Genomic DNA, 19,319 nt, shown 5'->3' on the forward strand with positions numbered 1-19,319 from the left:
ATTGGTCAAACTGCCATCCGGCTGAAGGCTTCTCAACTGCGCATTCGATCATGTGCACACCCGCAAAATCCGCTGCAAAAAGCATAGTGTTCTTTTGATCGATGGCCAGGCCATTCGGATAGATATCACCCGATGCAGAAAAATCCACATCGTTGAAAAGGTGCTGAAGGTAGAAAGAAGCGAGATCAGATACAGCAGCAACCGTGGTGTTGGTAAGAATGGATTTGGCTTCATATTCTCAACCTACTTATTAATTACCGCAAATAAGGCTGAAAAATATTGAACGGAAATCCAGCCGATTGGGAGTGTATCCAGTTTACTGAATGCCATTCATTTATTTCTTAAGTTGTCCTGAAATAACCAGTCCCTTCAGAACCTGTACCAGCACTGGATCTTCCCGCTTTAAAATTTTTCCGGGTAAAATTTGCCTGCAAACAAAAACTTTAAATATATTTGTCTACCTATTTAGTAGACTAATGATTTACGCACACTCCTGTTGTTGTTGATGCTGTTTTCCGGGAAGCTCTTCCCGGCTGTTAGTCTTTTCTGCTCCGTGTATCAACGATTCATACATCCAAACATTTAACCCAGAATACATTTGCTATGAGAAAGAAACTCTATTTTTTATTACCGATGCTGGTATTGGTATCCATCGCCTCCGCTCAACATATAGTGTCGGGTGTGATAAAAGACAGTACAGGTGCAGCAATACCTGCCACCACCGTACTGATCAAAGGCTCCGGACAGTACGCTATTGCGGATGGTCATGGTAACTTCTCCATCAGCTCCAAAAAAGCACCGCCATTCACGCTTCGTTTCAGCGCAGCAGGTTTCAGAACCTATGATGTTGAGATCACAGATGTAACTATCTCTCCACTCAGTATTGTACTGCCCATCGATTATAACCTGACTGAAGTGGTGATCACATCCCGCCGCAGAATAGAAACTGCGCAGAACGTGCCTATTCCCATTTCTGTTGTGGGAGGCGCACAAGTGGAAGCCACCGGCGCATTCAATGTGAACAGACTGAAAGAGCAGGTGCCAACCGTTCAGCTGTATTCCTCCAATCCAAGAAATACCACACTGAATATCCGCGGATTGGGATCAACCTTCGGCCTTACCAATGATGGTATCGATCCCGGTGTTGGCTTTTATGTGGATGGAGTCTACTATGCCCGCCCGGCAGCTACCACGCTGGATTTTATAGATGTAGAACAGATTGAAGTGCTGCGTGGACCACAGGGAACCCTTTTTGGTAAGAATACCACAGCTGGCGCTTTTAATATCACCACAAGAAAACCCGGCTTCAATACCGGACTGAGCTTTGAAGCCAGCTATGGTAATTTCGGTTATATACAGGCCAAGACCTCTCTTACCGGTCCGCTCATCAAAAACAAACTGGCCGGACGGATCTCTTTTTCCGGAACGCACCGGGATGGTTTGATCACCAATGTAGCTACCGGAAAAAAAGAGAATACATTGAATAACCTGGGAGCCCGGGGTCAGCTGTTGTTCACGCCCTCAGAAAAAGTGAACATCACTTTATCAGGTGATATCAGCGAACAACATCCTGATGGATATGCGCAGGTAGTTGCCGGAGTTGTAACTACTAAAAGGGCCGCTTACCGCCAGTTTGATCAGATCATCTCAGATCTTGGTTATAAGCTGCCAAGCCGTAATGCATTCGACAGGCTGATAGATCACAATACCACCTGGCGTTCCGGAAATGAACTGGGAGGGGTTTCATTGAACATCGACTGGAAGATCGGTAACGGAACTCTTACATCAACTTCCGCCTGGCGTTACTGGAACTGGGATCCGTCAAATGACCGTGACTTCACCGGCTTATCCGTGTTATCTCTTTCACAGGCAACTTCCAAACACAAACAATGGACGCAGGAGATCCGGTATGCAGGTGATTTTTCTTCCAGACTGAGCGGTGTGATCGGTGTGTTTGCAATAGGGCAGGACCTTAAAACAGATCCGGTCCATATCGAGGAATCAGGAAATGCACAATGGCGCTTTTCACAAAGCACTACCAGTAATCTCTGGTCAACACCCGGACTGTTCGATGGATATGGGATCAAAACAAAATCGAGGTTGAAAACATTTGGCGGCGCGGTATTCGGGCAGCTCGACTGGGCCGTTACCAACCGCCTGCACGTATTGCCGGGTGTTCGCTGGAACTACGACAAAAAAGAAGTGGACTATGACAGGCAGACCTATGGTGGGCTGGAAACCACTGATCCACAGTTGATCGCATTGAAGAACCTTGTGTATTCCAACCAGTCTTTCACGGCTGATGTGGATGAAAATAATTTCTCCGGTCAATTGACCGTTACCTACAAGGCTGCCACCAATGTAAATACATTCGCTACTGTTTCCACCAGTTACAAACCGATTGGCGTAAACCTTGGCGGTCTTCCTACCGCCAGTGGGAAACCCATGCTGGAACTGGCGCAGATAGAACCTGAGAAAGTGACGCACCTTGAGGTGGGCGCTAAGACCCGCCCCATTGGCGGCCTCACATTGAATGTGGCCGTGCATTACACGCAGGTGAAAGATTTTCAGACGCAGGTACAAACTGCTGAAGTGGGCGTGAACCGTGGTTACCTGGCCAATGCTGAAGAGGTGCGCGTGTATGGTGCCGAGCTGGATGCCAATTACAGGATCAATGATAATTTCTCCTTTTACGGAGCAGTGGCTTATACGGATGCCAAATATGAATCTTTCAAAAATGCGCCTGTGCCGCTGGAGGAAACAGGTGGCGCTGCTGCGTTCAAAGATATCTCGGGTGGTGAACTGCCTGGTGTTTCCAAATGGGCCGGATCATTGGGTGGCGAATTATCTACCAATAACAAAAGCATCATCGGGCAGAATGGTAAATACTTTTTCGGGTTCGATGGTTATTACCGGTCAAAGTTTTCATCGAGCCCCTCTCCATCACAATACCTGTATGTTGATGGTTATTCCATCGTGAATGTGCGTGCCGGTATCCGCCTGCTGAATGGATTGTCGTTCTACGGATGGAGCCGCAATCTCTTCAATAAAGATTACTATGAGCAACTGCTGGTAGCTGCCGGTAACGCGGGTCAGTACGCCGCAGTGTTGGGCGACCAACGCACTTATGGTGTTACGCTTCGTTACTCCTTCTGATCTTATGATTTTCGGGGAGCAGTCATTCGCAGGGACGCGGGCAACTGGGCGCTGCGAAATGAACAGGGACTGACCTTGCCAGGTTTGCCGTGGACGGCACAAGAACAACCACTGCTATCAGGAATATGGCCAGGAACCGTGCCAGGTCTGTTCATAACAGTGCCTTCAACACGAATCCGGGGTTTTCCATCTGAGCAGTTTGTGTTTGATATATTGAAGAGGTCCGGCTATTGCCGGGCTTTTTCTTTTCCGGCAATGTAAAGGTATCTGTGCAAACCCGGAGAAACTGACCGGAAAGGACGGCCCTTTTACTTTATCGGGGAGCACTCGATAAAAAATTGTATTCTTGTTCTTCAGGTAACAGGTACCCTGAGTACAATTCGGAAATGGAAACTAAACAGAATTTTGACGAAAAATTATTGCTGATGCAGGTCGCGGATGGAGACCAGCAGGCGTTCACTTCCATTTTCAATCAATATTATCCCCTTTTATTTACTTATCTCAGGCGCATGCTCCGCTCGGATGCCGAAGCTGAGAACATCATCCAGGATGTATTTGCAAAAGTCTGGATGGGGCGTGAGGCGCTGGCATACGTTGACCGCTTCCGGCCTTATCTCTGGGTAATTGCCAGGCACCAGGCCCTCAACGCCGTTCGCAGGATCGCCATCAGGGGAACTGTGCACCAGGCTTTCGGTGATACACTGGCAATGGCGCCCACAGCAGAAGAGGTCAGGGAAAAAGAACGGCAACTCACGCTCATCGATGAAGCCATCGGACATTTACCGGAACATTGCCGCCGCGTTTGGGAAATGAACCGTAAACAGAAGATCAGGCAGGCTGATATTGCAACAGAACTTGATATTTCGGTTCCTACTGTGAAGAAATATATGCAACAGGCAGTGTCCTTTATTATGCAGTATGTAAAGGACAGGTCCTCGCTTGGCATCGCTACTTTGACGATCCTTTCCTTTTTTTCAGAAAAAAACTGAAAAAATCCATATACTTTTTTCCCACCCCTTTGTCCTTATTCATAGAGGTTATTTTTTCTTTAATTATCCGTCATGACAAACGAAGCATTCAGGGACCTGTTCCAGCGGTATTTCGAGGGGCTGGCAAGCGAAGAAGAGCGCAGAGCGCTGATGCAGCATATTGCCGCAGCGCCCGAGGCGGAGCTGGAGCTGGCGATGCGCGAACAATGGCTTTCGTTTGAAAAGCCTGATGCTGACGTTACTGCGGAAAGAGGAGCAGTACTGTTGAGATCTATCCTCGACAATGATACCATGGAGAATAAAGAGTTGCGGGAGATCAGGACAGCCCGCACGGCCATTTACCTGCGCCGCTGGTGGGTTGCGGCTTCCGTTATGCTGATCCTGGGCGCTGGCATTTTCTTTTGGGTCAGTAATAGTAAAACCAATGAAGAGATCGTGCAAAGGCCTGTTGACGTGGCCCCGGGAAGGGAAGGCGCCGTCCTTACCCTCGCTGATGGGAAACAGGTAATGCTGGATGAAGTGAAAGACAGTGTGGTGGCGCTGCAGGGTGGTGCTACTGCCAGGGTAGTGAATGGGCAACTGGTGTATGAGGGCAGGGGAAATGAAGCTGTTTTCAACTCAATGAGCACGCCTAAAGGCAGGCAGTACAATCTGAAACTGCCGGATGGAACACAGGTATGGCTGAACTCGGAAAGCTCCATCAGGTATCCTACTGTATTCAATGGTAAAGAACGGAAAGTGGAAGTCACCGGCGAAGCTTATTTCTCAGTAACAAAGAACAATAAAATGCCATTCATCGTGAAGGTGAATGCGCAGACCGATATACAGGTGCTGGGCACCGAATTCAATGTGAACGCCTATACCAATGAGGCTGCCATCAATACCACCCTGCTGGAGGGAAGCGTGCGCGTGCATGCTGATAAACTATCACAGATACTGAGCCCGGGACAGCAGGCGCAGATAGGCCAGGATAAAAAGATCAGGCTCGTTAAAGAAGTTGATATCGATAAAGTGATTGCCTGGAAGAACGGGTATTTCAATTTCAACGATGCTGACCTGCACGAGATCATGCGGCAGCTGGAAAGATGGTATGATATTGAAGTGGTTTATGCGAAACCGGTGCAGCCGGTGGAGTTCCGGGGGAAACTTGAAAGAAGCCTTAGCCTCTCCCAGGTGCTCGAAGGCCTGCAACTGATGCAGGTGAATTTCAGGATCGAAGGAAGAAAAGTGATCATTGAACCATAATAGCGGGAAACTGCTGTACGCAGGATTGTTTCCTGCAGCCGTATAACCAGTCCTTTGTTTATCTTTCCGGAGGCTTGCAAAAGCATCTCCCGTGTATATTTCTTTCTCTAAACCTTCCTATCTCTTTTTATACCTGAGTGCCATTGGCATTTCCTGTACCAAAACTTAATTGTGAACATTCAACCATCTAACTATGATCACATAATCTGACTCACTAAGGGTGGCTCCAACAAAAAGCCGAAGGTGCTGGTAACACCTCCGGCAGGATGTAAGGGTTGATCCCATAAACAATTTTCGTGCAACAATCACTGCTTATTCCATCAACCCAAACACTGCAAATCTATGCAAAAAACTGCTCTTGCATACCGCAGGCGATCTCTCATGCCCTCCGTAGAAAAGCTGCAAATCGGCTCTGACAGGCAAACGGGGATTAGTTCGCGGTCTTTGATCAAAACGCTGCTCGTACATGCCCGGCAAGCCGCCGCTGTTGTTTTCCTTCAACAACCGCAGCCCCGGTTGACGAGGAAAATGCTGTTAGTGATGAAATTGACTTTCATACTATTGACCACTGCTTTGCTTTCTGTACATGCCACAGGACTTTCACAGAACATCACGCTTGCTGCCACACAGGCGTCACTGGCTGAAGTGTTTGAGCAGGTGGAAAAGAAAACAACCTATGTGTTTCTGTACAAAAAAGACGATCTGCGGAATACAAAACGTATTTCAATTGAGGCAAACAACCTGCCCATCGAACAATTTCTGCAGAAGCTGCTGTCTGGTCAATCACTGGAATACACTATTAAAAACCATTCCATCTTCATAACAAGAACAGTGATCCCTGAAAAGGACTCATTGATGCTGAAGCCATTGATCTCTCTCTGGGCGCAGGCCCCGATCAAAGGCCAGGTATTCAACCAGTCGTTTCTGGGGACACCGAAAGCCAGGATGGAAGGGGCTTCTGTTAAAATAAAGGGAACCAAAAAAGGAACTGTTTCCAACACTGCCGGGGAGTTTTTCATCGATGCGAAGATGGGAGACATACTCGTTATCTCCTATGTTGGTTATGAGACCCAGGAAGTGCAAGTAACATCCGAGCTGGTGATGGTAATGATGAAACCCACCAACTCGCCGCTAGACCAGGTGCAGGTAACGGCATACGGACGCACTACGCGCAGGATGTCAACGGGAAGCATCAGCACCGTAAAGGCAGAGGATATCGAAAAGCAACCGGTGCTCACCTTGCACGAAGCACTGGTGGGGCGTGTTCCCGGTATTACCATTACTCCGTACACAGGTAATTCCGCCGCGCCTGTTTCCATCGAGATAAGGGGCAGGAATACCATCGATCCTACCATCAGCGGTGAACCGTTGTATGTGATAGACGGTATCCCACAGGTATTGCTGAATGTTTCTATGGTCAACAGCAATCTGCCAATGTCTACAGGAGCGGTACAGGCAGGTGTTCCCAACCTGATCGGTGAAAACCCTTTGTTGGGAATAAATCCAAAAGATATCGAAAGCATCGATATCCTGAAAGATGCGGATGCTACGGCTATTTATGGATCGAGGGGCGCCAATGGCGTGATCATGATCACCACTAAAAAAGCAAAGTCAGGCCCCACGAGATTCAATATGAGCATCAATAACGGATTCAGGTCCATTCAGCGTTTTCCCAAACTGATGAACACCCAGGAGTATCTTGCTGTTCGAAGAGAAGCGTTTCAGAATGATGGGATAGAGCCCAATGGGGACAATGCCCCAGACCTTACCCGCTGGGATCAGACGAAGTTTACTGACTGGCAACGGTATTTTGGCAGCACCGGTAATTACCTGTCCATGGACGCTGCTTTGTCAGGGGGCATGTCCCAAACCAGTTACAATGTTTCTGCCAATCATACCAGTACGCAGGAGCTCATGAACAACAAGGGAAAAAATACCCGCTCCACAATCAGAAGTAATCTGGCGCACACCAGCACAGACCAGCGGTTGCAGTTGAATACAGGCATCAATCTCGCGTTTACGGAAGTAGAGTCTTACAGACCATTGAACCTGGCCTACCTCGCTCCGAATGCACCGGATATTTACAATGAGAAAGGAGAATTCAATTTCGAGCCATACAGGTATTCACAGGGAACATTCTTCCCTTTCTCAGACCTGAAGAGACCTAGTGTCAGCAATACCTTCAGCTTACAGGGCGATGCTACGATAAAGTATGAGATACTCAGGAGCCTTTCCGTGTCAGCCACTGCGGGGTATAATTTCTCAACAAACGATAACAGCATGCTGATGCCTCTTGCTGCAGGGGATCCCATCAGTACTTATTTCAATCAGGCATACTTCGGGAGCTCAACTACCAGGTCGTGGTCAGTTACTCCGCAGATCATTTACAGTGAAAGATTCGGAAAGAGTGAGATTACGGCACAGGTGATCGGTAGTCTTCAATCAGGTGAAGCAAAAGGTGTAACCACCATCGCTATGATGTTCCCTAATGATAACATGATGAAGAGCATCAACAATGCTGCCGTAGTGCAACCTGTAGAAGGGTTTGCCGAGAACAGGATGATGTCTCTTGCTGCCATCGTAAAATATATATGGGATAATAAATACATGATCAACTTAAGCGCCAGAAGAGATGGTTCCTCCAGGTTTGGCCCGGGACGCAGGTTTGGCGACTTTGGCTCAGTAGGCGCAGCCTGGATCGCTTCTGATGAAAAATGGATGAAGAAGGCCCTGCCTGATTGGTTCACATTCCTGAAATTAAGAGGAAGTTATGGCATCACAGGTACTGATGGGGTAGGAGATTATGAGTATTTGTCGAGGTGGGCCAGTACTTATTCTCTTGATAATACCACTCCGTTACAACCATATGCCGGAAACCAGGCCTTTCATGTGGTAAGGGCGCTGAACCAGGAATTCCGCTGGGGAACCAATACCAAGAGAGAACTGGCCATTCAGATGGGTTTGTTTAAAGATAAAATAAATGCTGAACTGGTATGGTATTCCAACCTTGCAGGCAATCAACTCACCGATAATCCCATGCCCTTGTATACAGGATTTGCCACCGTTCTCAGTAACCGGCCGGCTGTTGTTGAGAATGCAGGCATTGAATTCAGCCTGAGCGCAAATCTGGTCAATGCAAAGGACTGGTCACTGACAGCCAATTTCAATATTTCCCGTAATACCAATACGCTTAAGAAGTTCCCCGGGATTGAAGGAACTCCTTTTTATCAACGTTTCAAAGTGGGGCAATCATTGAATACAGTGTACCTGTTCCATTATACCGGGATCAACCCGCTGACCGGCGACTATAGTTTTGAAGACTACAACAAAGATGGACAGGTAACCAATTCAGGAGGTATCCTGCCATTGACAGATTATGATGACCGTTATGTAGTTCTGGACCTCACCCCTAAATACATGGGAGGCTTCGGATTTAATTTCACTTATAAGGGCTTGAGAGTGGGCACACAGTTCTCGTTCGTCAATCAGTTGGCGATGGACCCTTATCTGAACCTTGCTATTGGCCGCATGAACAACCTGGTAGTGCCGGATGAAGTAATGAATAACCACTGGAAGCAGCCCGGCGATATTGTGAAATATCCAAAATTCACCACCTATGGGCTCAGCAGCGGGAATATCACCATGTCTGATGCAAACTATGTCAACGCATCATATATCAGGTGGAGCAATCTCAGTATGACCTATCAGTTCCCGGAAAGGTGGACCAGCAAAGTGAAAATGAAGGGAGCGTCTTTTGGCATCAGTACCCAGAATCTACTGACGATCACCAGTTACAAGGGGATGGACCCGGGCTCCAATTCAATGATGACGCCTATCCCCAGAACAGTAACCACCAGCTTAACATTCAATTTTTAAAATTCGTGTATGCGTAAATATAAATTTTCTATACTGATATTATACATCTCGTTCTCAATAAGCGGCTGTAGCAAATTCCTGGACATCGATCCTCCGATCACCACGCTCACAACAGCGGAAGTGTTTTCTACCAATGCGCAAGCCGTATGGGCCCTGTCAGGAGTGTATTCGAAAATGAGCAATGGTTTTATGTCTGATCCCACTAACAGGATCGCAGAATCGAATTTTGCTGCGGGGCTTTCCACCATCATGGGCGGGTTTTCTTCGGATGAATTATACGCTCCCGCCGCTTCCGCTGACAACGCTTACCGTGCCGTGCTTGAAAATAAACTCACGCTCAATGTTTCAGGATTCAGCGGCCAATACTGGGAGAGCGCCTACAAAGCCATTTATGATGCCAACGCTGTAATAGAAGGTGTGGCTGCTTCCACCTCAGCAGATCTGGTGGACAGTGTAAGAAAACAGGTGACTGGTGAAGCGCTTGCATTACGCGCTTTCAGTTATTTCTGCCTGGTGAACTTTTTCGGAGACCTTCCGCTGGCTTTAACAACAGACTTCAATCAAACGAATAGACTTTCAAGGTCCCCCGTTACCAGAGTGTATCAGCAGATCATTACTGATCTCACACAGGCCAGGAGCTTACTGAACGATAATTATGCAATGGCAGGCAATGAGCGGATCAGGATCAATAAATGGTTTGCCGAAGCCTTGCTGGCAAGAGTATACCTCTTTAGTGGCGACTATCAGAATGCGATCACCAGCGCATCCAATGTGATCGGTCACAATACTGTTTTCAAACTGGAACAGCAACTGAGCAATGTGTTCCTGGCTAACAGCAGCGAAACTATCCTGCAGTTGAAGCCAAGCAATATTCTGCAGTTCAATAATGCCACTCCGGAAGCCTGGGCCATCGGTTATCATCCGGCTTATGCTCAGCCACTCTTTTCATTGAGTGAAAGCCTGGCCAATGCTTTTGAGCCCGGCGACAAGCGAAAAACAGAATGGGCCATACAGGCCGGCTCCTGGCTGGCTCCCAACAAGTATAAGCTGAACTCCTCCAACAGCGCTTACGGTGGGCCGCAAACGGAATATTACATGGTAATGCGGCTGGCAGAATTATACCTGATCCGCGCCGAAGCCTATCTGTTGCTGTCTGATGCCAACAAGAATGAATCCATCAAAGACCTGAATGCAGTAAGGGAAAGAACTGACCTTGATCCACTACAAAGCAGTTTAACGGCAGCACAGGTGAAAGCTGCCATCGAGCAGGAGAGAAGGGTGGAACTGTTTGCCGAGTGGGGCCACCGCTGGTTCGACCTGAAAAGGACCAACAGGGCGAAGGATGTATTACCTGCCATTTCTTATAAACAGCCATGGGCAGGAGATTACCAGTTATTGTATCCCATTCCTCCCGCCGAGATCAGTTTCAATGTAAACCTGAACCAAAACCCTCTGTACACCAGATAAAAAATAGCTTATGCATCCCCGTTATATTAACCATAACCGGATTCGTCCGGTGCTTAACAAACTTGCAGTATTGCTGGTAATGGTTGCCGCCATTTCTTCCTGCAAGAAGAACAAAGACGACTATGGCAACCCGGCTATACTGCAGGCATTCAACCTGATGGACGACGGAATTGAGATCAGGACCAATTTATCGGGAGCACATCCTATCAGGTATAGTTCAGCAAAAAGGCTGCTCAATAAGGACATTTTTTATGAGAATACCATTTTGGTGAATCAGTTCCCGCAACCAATTGCCTTGTATGCCATACCCGATACCCTGGAAAAGGACCGGCCTGTAGTGGACATGGTGCTTGAATGTAAACCGGGAGATATGTATTCCCTCTTTCTTTACGGCACCAAAGCAGATGCCGGTTATATTCTGAATAAAGAAGATCATCGTGCAGGTGATCCCAAAGATAGCCTTGCCTTTTTCAGGATCGTGAACCTTTGCCCTGATCAGCGCATCAGTGTGAACCTGAAAGATGAGCCTCAGGGCTCATTTGCAGAAGATGTAGCATTCAGGCAGCTTACTTCATTTTCAGGGATCAGAGCCGATAAATCCGTTTCCCGGCTTGAATTTGAGATCCGTGACCAGGTCAGCGGAGACCTGATCACTACCTATACAGCTATTAATATCAATGATTACCAGGGGAAGAATTTCTGGCTGAACAAAACCAGCACCCTGATATTCACCGGCAGGAAAAATGGTACAGGACTTAATGCACCTAAAATTGTGTTAGCGCCGCACAGCATGTAACTGCTTACTTACATACAACAACTTTCATACTTTATGAGTACGGTCTTACAAGTGGAGAATCTCTCCCACAGGTATTCCAGTGCCTGGGCTATCCGTGATATCAACTTTGAAATCACTCAGAGCGGAGTGATCGGCCTGCTGGGCTCAAACGGGGCAGGCAAGTCAACTACCATGAATATCATCTGCGGTGTGCTGAATCAGACAGAGGGAGAAGTGTACATCAATGGCATCAATAAACGGAAAGATCCACGCCTGGCAAAAACACAGATCGGGTTTCTTCCGCAGCATCCTCCGTTGTACACTGATTTTACAGTGAACGAATACCTCACTTATGCCGCAGATATGCGTTTGATCGATAAGAGCAATACCAGGAAGGCGGTAGCTGAAGTGATGGACAGGACTGGCATTGCGCACTTCAGTTCCAGGTTGATCAAAAACCTTTCAGGGGGCTACAGGCAAAGAGTGGGCATTGCGCAGGCGATCATCCACAAGCCAGCCATCGTGGTACTGGATGAGCCCACCAACGGCCTCGATCCCAACCAGATCATCGAGGCCAGGAAACTGATCAAAGAGATCTCACTGGACCACACAGTGTTGCTGTCGTCACACGTGCTCAGTGAGATCAACCTGCTCTGCAGGGATATCATTATGATAGAGGGAGGGCGGATCGTTTTCTCTGAATCGATGGATGCCTTCAATAACTACATGAAGCCGCAGGCAATGGTGCTGGTGATGGATAATCCCCCTTCGGATGAACAGTTCCTCTCCATGGAAGGGATCACCAGGGTGGAGCACCTTTCGGATAAGAAGCGCCGCCTTTTCTTTAGCGGAAGCGCTGATATTACTGAAACGGTGATCGGGGAATGTGTGCGCAATAATTGGGAACTACAGGAGATCAAACTGGAGAAATCCCTCCTGGATGATGTATTCAAACAACTATCTAATCAATCCTAATCCTAAGGTACAATATGAAAAAGATCTTTAAAGTGGCTCAGGCGGAGCTTAGGAGTTTGTTTTTTTCCCCCGTTGCCTGGTTTGTGGTCATTTGTTTTTATGTGACGATCGCTGCGTTGTTCACTACCATGACCAGCCTGTTGTCTAATTTACAGGACGTACAGTTTGAGCTGGAACCACAGTTCAGGGGATTCAATATGGGGATGATGAAGCTGGTGTTCCTTCCTGTCTGCGGGATGATCCTGAAACTGATCTATCTGTTCATTCCACTATTGACAATGGGAATCATCAACAGGGAGATTACCAACAATACGCATTATCTGCTCTATTCTTCCCCTCTTAAAACAAGGGACATCGTATTGGGCAAGTACCTGGCTGTTGTGGTGATCAATGTAGCGATGCTGCTGGCCCTGTTTATCCTGCTGACCTGCGGTTATTTCATGATCGTGAATGTTGAATACAAATGGTTCCTGTCGATCCTGCTAGGGTTTTTTCTGTTGATGAATACGTATGCAGCCATCGGGATCTTTATTTCCAGCCTTACCAGGTATCAGATAGTGGCCGCCATCATTACGTTTGCCGTGTTCTTTGTGATGGAGAATTTTTCCGCTATCTGGCAGCAGTATGATTTTGTGAGGGATCTCACCTGGTACCTGGGCATTGCAGGAAAAGCGGAGTTGATGCTGAAAGGGCTGATCACCAGCAGGGATGTATTGTATTTTGTATTGGTGATCATACTGTTTCTTGGATTCACTTTTATCAGGTTGAGCAGTGCACAGAAAAGTATTACCAGGCTTAAGCTTGCCGGAAATTACTTACTCCTGTTCGTTGTCTTTTTGAGTTTCCTGTATTTCTCCTCCAGGCCCGGAAAGATCCTGTATAAGGACGTGACCCGGAATAAGATCAATACTATCAGTCCGCTGTTACAGGACCTGCTCGGAAAGCTGGACGGGTCTCCTCTGAAGGTCACCCTGTATACCAATCTGCTGGGGAGGTATGCTGAGTTTGGTTTGCCGCAGAAGAGGAACACCTATCAATGGGGCCTCTGGGAGGAGTACCAGCGTTTTTATCCGAACATAGAGTTCAACTATGTTTATTACTACGATGTAGCTAAACATGACAGCTCGTACTATCGCTTTTATCCGGGCAAAACACTGGATGAGATCGTATCGATCCAGTCAGACATGTTCGGTGTGCGGAGATCCCTTTTCATAACACCAGAGGAAATCCGCCAGCAGATCAGGCTGCAGGATGATGACCTCGGCCTGATCATGGAACTTGAGTATAAAGGAAAGAAGGAATTACTGAGGATGAACGGTGAAACGCCGCCATGGCCCAAACAGCCCACTGTAGCGGGAACATTGAAAAGGATATTGCGGGATAAGGATATCAGGGTGGCATTCTTATCGGGCCACTATGAAAGGAAGCCCTACGGAAAATTTGAAAGGGATTATTACAGGCACCTGAATGAAAAGGGAAGCGCGCATTCGGCCATCAATATGGGATTCGATTCGGACACTGTTTCCGTGCTGCACAATGAAGTGCCGGATGATGTGGATGTGCTGGTGATTGCAAGCCCTATGTCGCGCCTGCAGGATATCGAAACGGAAAGGATCAACAGATACATCGGTAAAGGCGGGAACGCCATCTTTTTTACGGAGCCCGACAAAAAATTCATATTAGATCCGGTTCTGCAGAACATCGGCGTAACGGTGGAAGACGGAACGGTGGTGTTTGAGAATCCGCACGAAATGCCGCATATCATTCCCTCCCAGTTTACAGAGGCCGGAATTATGATGGCCAGGGAAGTAAAGTCGGAAGAATCGATCAGGGATAAAATCAATCTTACCAGGATGGACCTTATCGGAGGATCCAATATTCTGTTCGACAGCTCCCGTGGGTTTTCCATGGAGCCGCTGACCTTCAGCCCGGTGAATAATACGCTCTGGGTTAAAAAAGGAGTATTGGTAGTGGATTCCGCTGCTCCTGTTTATTCCTCGGAACAGGGCGACTATATGAGAGAGAACTACGTGATGGCCGCTAAACTTACCCGCAGGATCAATAATAAAGAACAAAGGATTGTAGTAGCCACTGACGGTGATTTCATGAACAGCCTGAGGTATTTTAACGGCTCACAGGGACTTGCTTTTTACAGCTGGGTATTGTACAATGAGTACCCGGTGTATGTAAATGAACTGAGAGACATCGACAATTTATTCACCGTCAATTATAAGACAACCAGCATCGTCCGGTACAGTCTTCTCTATGTATTGCCTGGCATTTTGCTTATTAGTGCCATTGTGCTGCTGGTACGCCGGAACCGAAAATAATGCCCTCTAAAAAAATAAAGATGCTTTTACAAACCGATGATCAGACCATTGATGATTTGAGGCTGTTTGCCAAACGTGATCATAGTGGTATTTATGATATCTATAATAATACATTCACACGTGGAGGAGAATCTGTATTGGAACAGATGTTCAGGAATCCCCTCGCTGATCTGGAAGTGATCAGGCTGCGGGCATCCATCATCAGCAGTTATGCCGGCCTGAAGCCTGTATTCCCATTCGCTGCTTCCATGCTTGACAGTGTTGAAAAATACATGTCATTCTCCAGGGAACATGCCGATGGCCAGCAGCCGGCCATGGGCGGGAAAGAGATCAGCGATGGCGTAATGGCCATTATCAGCCTCTTTCATGCGATGCGTGATTACCTGGCAACCGGCGATATCATACAGATCGCGGCACTGGATAAGGATCGTATGAACATGATCTCTTTGCTCAACAGCCCCGCACTGGAACCGGTATTCAATGAAAAGCCGAAGTCGAAGCTGTCTTACGCTGCCATCACTGCCTTTGATGTATTGATGAGAGTGCGTGAAAGGAACAAAGTTACTGCCGTGTTGCAGTTCGTATATAACCTGGATGTGTACATTTCTGTTGCAGGCATTGCCAATAAAAGAAATTTCGTTTTTCCCGTTGCACATCCCAAAGGTTCCAATATCCTGAAAGTGGAAGGCGTCTATCATCCTGAGCTGAAAGACCCGGTGGCCAATAGTCTGACCATGAACAGCAACAGGTCTGTAGTGTTCCTGACCGGGGCCAATATGGCCGGAAAATCCACTTTCCTCAGAAGCTTCAGTACGGCTGTGTATGTTGCCCATATGGGATTTCCGGTAGCTGCCAGGGCAATGGAGTTTTCTGTAATGGATGGGGTTTACACCACTATCAATCTGCCGGACAACCTGGGCATCGGTGCCAGCCATTTCTATGCAGAAGTATTGCGTGTAAAGAAGATCGCGCATGAGCTTTCTCTCGGCAGATCGGTGTTTGTGCTGTTCGATGAACTGTTCAGAGGCACCAATGTAAAAGATGCTCATGAAGGAACAGTGTCTGTAACAATGGCTTTCGCCGGGAAGAAGAACAGCATGTTCATTATATCCTCGCATATCGTTGAAGCCGGTGATGAGCTGAAAACAAGACCCAATATCGGTTTTCATTACCTGCCTACAAAGATGAACGGCACCACACCCGTATACACGTACAGGCTGGAAGAGGGCATTACCGATGACAGGCATGGAATGATCATCATCCGTAATGAAGGAATACTCCAGACATTGGCAAATGGCCGGAAGCGGAGGGAATAACAAACAATCGGAGAGCAGTCACTCGCCGGAGGCGAGCGACCGGGCACACGCTGATAAATATTATGATATGAGTTTTAGTATAGACAGACAATCACTGGATGAACTGAACCTGATGGGTAAATTCCGTCAGGGCTCCGTTTACTTTCTGTTCAACCAGGTAAAGACACGCGGCGGTGAGCAGTTACTGGATAAACTGTTCAAACAGCCATTGACAGATGAACGGCTGATCAATGAGCGAACTGCCATCTTTCAATTTTTCCAACAGGCCGGCCTGCATTTTCCCTTCGATCCGCAGCAGGTAACCCTGATGCAGGAGTATGCAGATGCAGGGAATGAACAGGGGCAACTGGGCAGTTATCTGAATGTGCTGGTAAAGAAATCCCTTTCCTCCTTAACAAGGGATGAGCGCTACAAAACCCTGATCCAGGGCTTGCAGGCAACCATCATGACCCTGAAGAAATGTTTTGCATTTGTGGTGGAATTGTCTGCCATGCAGGGACCTTATCAAAACCGGGTCAATGAAATAAAGTCGATCCTGGAAACGCAGCAGCTGATGAAACTGGTGGAAACCGATATCTACAAATCCATTTCGGTAAAGTCCATCGCGGAATTCGATTATCTGCTGAAAAATAAATTGAATGCAGCTGTCAGAACAGTGATCGATTTCATTTCAGAAACAGATTTAAATATAGCAGTGGGAGCAGTGGCCCGGGCAAAAGGGCTCACCTATGCCAAAGCGCTGCCGAAGGCGGCCAATACCCTGAAAGCAATCGATCTGAAACATCCCTGCATCGATCATGCCATCGGGAATGATATTGAGATGCGGGAACAGAGCAATGTGATCTTCCTCACTGGCGCCAATATGGCCGGGAAGTCAACCTGGATGAAGTCTGTAGGGATCGGCATGTACCTGGCCCATATCGGATTTCCGGTGGCGGCGGCATCCATGGAATTTTCCATCCGGGAAGGCATCTATTCCAGTATCAACGTGGCGGACAATATCGCACTGGGGTATAGCCACTTTTATGCGGAAGTGGTGCGGGTAAAAAATGCAGCCGATGCCACCAGCACGGGCAGGCACCTGCTGCTCATGTTCGATGAATTGTTCAAGGGCACCAATGTGAAAGATGCATATGACGGAACGCTTGCCGTTACGGAGGCTTTCTCTGAATATGTCAACTGCCTGTTTATCGTATCCACGCATATCATTGAAGTAGGGGAGGCGCTGAAGGGCAGGAGCAATATCCAGTTCACGTATATGCCTACTGTGATGCAGGGAACCGTTCCCCGGTATACATACCGTCTGGAAAAAGGAATTACGGAAGACAGACAGGGTATGATGATCATCCGCAATGAAGGTATCCTGGAAATGATCGGTAATTAAAAATTTATCAATCACTATTTACTGAAATTTATGAGCGCCATATTAAAAGTATCAGGCCTGTCGCACAAATACTCCAGCTCCTGGGCTATCCGTGACATCAATTTCGAGATCACGCAGACCGGGGTAGTAGGCCTGCTGGGCTCCAACGGAGCAGGAAAATCCACTACCATGAACATCATCAGTGGGGTGCTGAGGCAAACGGAAGGAACGGTATTCATCAACGGGGTCAATAAGAACGAGGACCCGGAAGCAGCCAAAAGGCAGATCGGATTTCTGCCACAGACGCCACCCCTGTATGGCGATTTTACTGTAAAAGAATTTCTGAACTATGCTGCATACCTGCGGGACATCGATAAGAAATCAGTAAAGAAAAGTGTGGAGGATGCCATGGATAAAACGGGCATTTCTCATTTCAGTTCCCGTTTGATCAAGAACCTTTCCGGCGGCTATAAACAAAGGGTGGGCATTGCACAGGCCATCATTCACAAGCCTGCTATCGTGATTCTGGACGAGCCCACCAACGGCCTTGATCCGAATCAGTTGATTGAAGCAAGAAAACTGATCAGGGAAATAGCGCTGGAGCATACTGTGCTGTTGTCTTCACACGTGCTCTCCGAGATCAACCTGCTTTGCAGGGATATCATAATGGTGGAAGGGGGGCGAATGGTGTTTTCCGATTCAATGGAAGCATTCAATGCTTACCGGCAGCCACAAACCATTCTGGTGACGATGGAGAACATGCCGCCGGAATCGGAATTGCTTAAGCTGAAAGGTGTAAAAAAAGTGGAGCAGCTCACGGCGAAAGAATGCAGGATCTATTTCAGCGGAAGCTCCAACCTGTCAGCTGCCATCATTGCCGCCGGGGTGCAGAACAACTGGAGGCTGAAAGAGGTCAGCCTGGAGAAGTCGTTGCTGGACGATGTGTTCAAACAATTATCTAACCAAGCCTAACATTTTTGCATAATGAGACTCATTTTGAAAATTGCCAGAGCCGAACTGAGAACTTTGTTTTATTCTCCCATTGCCTGGGTGGTGATCATTGTATTCTTTGTGATCACCGGGGTGTTATTTGTAGATCCCCTCGTTGAAATATCAAGGGTGCAGGAAGTGGCGATGGAGAACTCTCCTTTTTATGAAGGTAACATATACGGATATACGCTGACCTTGTTTACGGGAACATTCGATGCTATTCTGAGCTACCTGTATTTGTTCATCCCCTTCCTGACCATGGGAGCCATCAGCCGGGAATTGAATAACGGTACCATAAAATTTCTCTATTCTTCCCCTGTCAGGATCCGGGAACTGGTACTGGGAAAATACCTGGGCCTGTTGTTCTTCAACGGCTTTCTGCTGGCGGCTATCGCGATATTGCTGATCACGGGCATGTTCAGTATTCAGCATGTTGAATATAAAGTGTACCTCTCCGCATTCCTGGGAATATTTCTTTTATCCTCTACTTATACGGCAATCGGATTGTTCATTTCTTCCCTGACCAGTTATCAGTTGGTTGCAGGCCTCGTAACCTTCATGGTCTTTATCTTACTGAGCTTTATTTCCAATTTCGGGCAGCAGTATGATTTTGTGAGAGACCTGACCTGGTTCCTGTCCCTGCCCAACAGGGTAGACAGGCTGATCACCGGCCTGATCACTTCCCGTGATATCCTGTACTTTCTGCTGATCATCATCATGTTCCTGGGATTTTCCATAGTGAAGTTGAAGAGCACGCAGGAATCGAAAAAGAAAACAGTGCTCTATTTCCGTTACCTGGTGATCCTTACAGTGATCCTGGGACTTGGCTATTTTTCT

12 protein-coding genes are annotated in these 19,319 nt (G+C 47.5%); all 12 read left to right on the forward strand.

Annotated features, from left to right (window positions below):
• The first annotated feature begins 603 nt into the window (after positions 1 to 603).
• The gene (locus tag ACTHMC_RS10840) at positions 604 to 3,156 is read left to right on the forward strand and encodes a TonB-dependent receptor (protein ID WP_440413135.1); all 2,553 of its coding nucleotides are present in this window, start codon (positions 604 to 606) and stop codon (positions 3,154 to 3,156) included.
• A gap of 386 nt (positions 3,157 to 3,542) precedes the next feature.
• Positions 3,543 to 4,145 (forward strand): RNA polymerase sigma factor, encoded by a 603-nt coding sequence (locus ACTHMC_RS10845; protein WP_440413136.1) that lies wholly within the window; start codon positions 3,543 to 3,545, stop codon positions 4,143 to 4,145.
• Between the two features lie 72 nt (positions 4,146 to 4,217).
• Entirely contained in the window at positions 4,218 to 5,390 is a 1,173-nt protein-coding gene (locus tag ACTHMC_RS10850) for a FecR domain-containing protein (protein WP_440413137.1), read from the forward strand.
• Between the two features lie 540 nt (positions 5,391 to 5,930).
• Positions 5,931 to 9,266, forward strand: a complete 3,336-nt coding sequence (locus ACTHMC_RS10855) for a SusC/RagA family TonB-linked outer membrane protein (RefSeq protein WP_440413138.1) — start codon at positions 5,931 to 5,933, stop codon at positions 9,264 to 9,266.
• 9 nt (positions 9,267 to 9,275) lie between these two features.
• Complete coding sequence (locus tag ACTHMC_RS10860) at positions 9,276 to 10,733, forward strand: RagB/SusD family nutrient uptake outer membrane protein (RefSeq protein ID WP_440413139.1); 1,458 nt, start codon at positions 9,276 to 9,278, stop codon at positions 10,731 to 10,733.
• 49 nt (positions 10,734 to 10,782) lie between these two features.
• On the forward strand, positions 10,783 to 11,529 hold the full coding sequence (locus ACTHMC_RS10865) for a hypothetical protein (RefSeq protein ID WP_440413140.1): 747 nt from the start codon (positions 10,783 to 10,785) through the stop codon (positions 11,527 to 11,529).
• A 33-nt stretch (positions 11,530 to 11,562) separates the two neighbouring features.
• On the forward strand, positions 11,563 to 12,483 hold the full coding sequence (locus ACTHMC_RS10870; protein ID WP_440413141.1) for an ABC transporter ATP-binding protein: 921 nt from the start codon (positions 11,563 to 11,565) through the stop codon (positions 12,481 to 12,483).
• 14 nt (positions 12,484 to 12,497) lie between these two features.
• Complete coding sequence (locus ACTHMC_RS10875; RefSeq protein ID WP_440413142.1) at positions 12,498 to 14,813, forward strand: Gldg family protein; 2,316 nt, start codon at positions 12,498 to 12,500, stop codon at positions 14,811 to 14,813.
• Positions 14,814 to 14,833: 20 nt separating this feature from the next.
• Positions 14,834 to 16,129 carry a MutS-related protein gene (locus ACTHMC_RS10880; RefSeq protein WP_440413143.1) on the forward strand — a complete coding sequence of 432 codons (1,296 nt, stop codon included), beginning with the start codon at positions 14,834 to 14,836 and terminating at the stop codon, positions 16,127 to 16,129.
• 67 nt (positions 16,130 to 16,196) lie between these two features.
• Positions 16,197 to 17,513 carry a MutS-related protein gene (locus ACTHMC_RS10885; RefSeq protein WP_440413144.1) on the forward strand — a complete coding sequence of 439 codons (1,317 nt, stop codon included), beginning with the start codon at positions 16,197 to 16,199 and terminating at the stop codon, positions 17,511 to 17,513.
• Positions 17,514 to 17,543: 30 nt separating this feature from the next.
• On the forward strand, positions 17,544 to 18,464 hold the full coding sequence (locus tag ACTHMC_RS10890) for an ABC transporter ATP-binding protein (protein WP_440413145.1): 921 nt from the start codon (positions 17,544 to 17,546) through the stop codon (positions 18,462 to 18,464).
• A 12-nt stretch (positions 18,465 to 18,476) separates the two neighbouring features.
• Positions 18,477 to 19,319: ABC transporter permease (locus ACTHMC_RS10895; protein ID WP_440413146.1), on the forward strand; the 843-nt coding region annotated here is incomplete at its 3' end.

It is taken from the genome of Pseudobacter sp. (assembly GCF_051955275.1).
Lineage (GTDB): Bacteria > Bacteroidota > Bacteroidia > Chitinophagales > Chitinophagaceae > Pseudobacter.